The organism is Otoolea muris (genome assembly GCF_943193115.1).
Lineage (GTDB): Bacteria > Bacillota > Clostridia > Lachnospirales > Lachnospiraceae > Otoolea > Otoolea muris.
In genome coordinates, this window is the sequence record NZ_CALPCY010000124.1 from 1 (window position 1) to 2,647 (window position 2,647).

The 2,647-nt window shown below is 47.3% G+C and carries 5 protein-coding genes; all 5 read right to left on the reverse strand.

The features are described 5' to 3' along the window. Positions 1–74: 74 nt before the first annotated feature. Positions 75–584, reverse strand: coding sequence for a hypothetical protein (locus NFS31_RS26435; RefSeq protein ID WP_251501989.1), 510 nt, complete (start codon positions 582–584; stop codon positions 75–77). A gap of 83 nt (positions 585–667) precedes the next feature. Next, the gene (locus NFS31_RS26440) at positions 668–1,093 is read right to left on the reverse strand and encodes a hypothetical protein (RefSeq protein WP_251501993.1); all 426 of its coding nucleotides are present in this window, start codon (positions 1,091–1,093) and stop codon (positions 668–670) included. Further along, entirely contained in the window at positions 1,090–1,620 is a 531-nt protein-coding gene (locus NFS31_RS26445; RefSeq protein WP_251501997.1) for a hypothetical protein, read from the reverse strand. Before NFS31_RS26445 ends, NFS31_RS26440 begins: the two co-directional genes overlap by 4 nt. Beyond that, positions 1,610–1,852, reverse strand: coding sequence for a hypothetical protein (locus NFS31_RS26450; protein WP_251502000.1), 243 nt, complete (start codon positions 1,850–1,852; stop codon positions 1,610–1,612). Before NFS31_RS26450 ends, NFS31_RS26445 begins: the two co-directional genes overlap by 11 nt. A gap of 48 nt (positions 1,853–1,900) precedes the next feature. Further along, the coding region (locus tag NFS31_RS26455; RefSeq protein ID WP_251502003.1) for an ASCH/PUA domain-containing protein at positions 1,901–2,647 on the reverse strand (747 nt) is incomplete at its 5' end.

Sequence of the window (2,647 nt, forward strand, 5' to 3'; positions counted from 1 at the left end):
CATTATACAGCTTTCAAATTCCCATGTAAACACCACGTTTTTACCACGGTATTACCACGCCTGCTGCCAGCCTGCTATTTTAGCTTATCCTCGTCTATGCCCCATAACAGTACCGACAACTCATTGATTATGCCAGTTACCCAGCGCCTCGGCGTGTTCTTCCCCGTTCCCAGTTTCTCTGCTATTGCCTCATAGTCCCAGCCCTGCATAAAATACAGTTCAAAAGCCTTATACTCTATTTCCCTGCCAGCCATTCTGCGCCTATGTTCTATCTCTTCTACCACCTTGTCTATGTGCGCTGTCATAATCAGAGTTTTAAAGCGGCTGCGCCTCACGCTCTCTAAGTACGTCCTCTGCTGCTCGTCGGTCATTCCCTTAAGCTCTAACTGCTCGCCGTCGCTTATGGCGTTCTCGATATGGAAAGCGGCATCACGGTAGCATTTCATAAGCGTAAAAGTATTGTGGTACTTATCACGCTTACGCTCTTTTTCTTCCTGCCGCTTGTACTCGGCTACTGCTGCCCGTGCTGCTTTCTGTATCAGCTGCTCTACCTCTGGCGTTACTTCAATCGTTGTTTCCTGCATCTTCCTTACCCTGCCTTTCATTCAGTTTCTTAAGCTGCCCGTAAATGTCTACCAGCAGCAGAATAACAATAATCAATAAAATATTAGTCATGCCCGCCCGCTCCTTTCCTGCACGGTGGAAACGGGCAGCGCCTACAGTCCCGCTTTTCGCAAGTCCCCTTGTAGCTCTCTCTGTATCTCTGTTTATCTTCTGCACTCCAAAACACTACCCTTGTTTTTATCCCCGCATCTTTCAGACGCTCTTGTATCCCTCTAAGCTCCCGTCTATAAAAATCTTCTCTATGGCTCATACCCTGCCTTGTGTAATCTAATGGCGCTGCCTCTGTATCCAGCAATTCTTTTAAAATCATTGCTGTTGTTTCCCCGTACCGTCTGAAATGTCCCAAAACTATAAAGCTCTTTTGCCATGTAAATAACTTAAATCCTAATGCCGCCTCAATACGCTTAAATAATTCCTCGTATTCTGGGTAAGGATTTACATAAATCCAGCCGTTGCCTTTTTCGCTCATTTTAGCACCCCGCTTTCATACGCCGTAATGACTGCTGCCCGTAAGCCGTCTGCTGCATCATTCCTGCGCTGTATCCTATCTGGGCTTGTCTGCCTTATATGCTCTAAGTGGTCGCTCTCTAATATCTCCGCTATCTTTTCTGCTGCCTTTTGGCTATATGTAACGGCTCTAAGCTCGTCAGCGCCGCCCAGTGCGTTTATCTCATACACTGCATAAAGACCACTGCCGTACTCTCTTACTTGCCAGCTGAATACACGCCCCTTAATCTCTATCGGCTGCACATTATCCGCAACATTCCTGCATACCGTCCCTGCCGTATCAAAAGCACCGCCCAGCCCCCGCATTACAGATGCAAAAGCGTTTGTAAGTGCCTCTGCCGCTCTTGTGGCTGCTGCCGTAAAGTCCACAAGTCTTATAGTCTTAACTGCCTTTTTCGCAAGTCTGCGTTGCTTGCGCTTATCCAGTTCTAAAGGCGGGTTTACTCCATGCAATTTTTTATAATTCTTTTTCCACTGCCTATACTTCATGCCGTTTTACCTCGCTTTCCTGCTTAATCTCAATACGCCTGCTGCCCCGCTGCTGTATAATTGCCTCAACGTGCAGATAGGCAGGCAGCAAAACTACGCTGCCCGCTCTAAGCTGGTACTCTATGCTTTCTTTCATTTTTCGGTAGTCCCCTACTTTGGCTACCTTTTCGCAGCCTATGAAAATTGTTATTTCCTGCTGCTTACTCTTCTTTTTCCGCTGCCGTCTGTTCATTTCCTGCCTGCCCGCCTTTCTGGTAATCCTCAATGCTCATTTGTCCCGCTATCTGCTCTGCCCCCCCGTGTCCGTTTCGGACACCATTCCGCTAAACGCTTTCACATCAATTCCCAGAATACAATAGCCCTCTTCCAGCCCTGCATAATCTTCCAGCATATAAATAATATCTGCATCAATTATGCGCCCCGTGTGCTTTCCCTCGTCAAATTCCAGCATTTTAAGGCTGTCGCCCACTTTATAGCCTCCGTCATTTTTCCGCAGTTCAAAGCGTTTCCTGCCGCTTGTAACGTCGTCATAGTAAGACGCTGCTATTTTTATCTCATGTACTTTATCCTCTGTTTTTCTGTCACTTGGCAGATTTTCCATTTTTTCCTTGTCTGCCTGCTGCTGCAATTTCTTTCTGGTCTGCTTGTCTATTCTGTCCTGCTCTTCGTTATACCGCTGTTCGTCGGTCTTTTCTGCCTCTGCCTTGTTTATGTACTGGTCGCACTTCTCGCAAGTCCCAGTTTTTACGTTGCAGTCCTTATATCTCTGGCAGGAATAGCACAAAGAAGTTATGCTTTCTGGGTGTGGCGTTTCGTAATCGTCGCCCGCCTTTTTCTCTGCCACCTTTGCGGCTATCTCCTTTGCCCTTATGTCCTCGCCTGCTGCCACTTTATCAGCAATGGCTTTCTGCTCTTCTGGCGGCAGCTTTGCAGCCTCATAAGCAGCAGTGATACCCATATTGCCGCTCTTAAGCTGCTCTTTTACCTCTGGCGTGGCGTTATTGTTTATGCTCTCCATTCTGGCTAC

Coding starts and splice junctions, on each gene's coding strand:
- NFS31_RS26435 (WP_251501989.1), bottom strand. CDS start 584: ATGCAGGAAACAACGATTGAAGTAACGCCAGAGGTAGAGCAGCTGATA.
- NFS31_RS26440 (WP_251501993.1), bottom strand. CDS start 1,093: ATGAGCGAAAAAGGCAACGGCTGGATTTATGTAAATCCTTACCCAGAA.
- NFS31_RS26445 (WP_251501997.1), bottom strand. CDS start 1,620: ATGAAGTATAGGCAGTGGAAAAAGAATTATAAAAAATTGCATGGAGTA.
- NFS31_RS26450 (WP_251502000.1), bottom strand. CDS start 1,852: ATGAACAGACGGCAGCGGAAAAAGAAGAGTAAGCAGCAGGAAATAACA.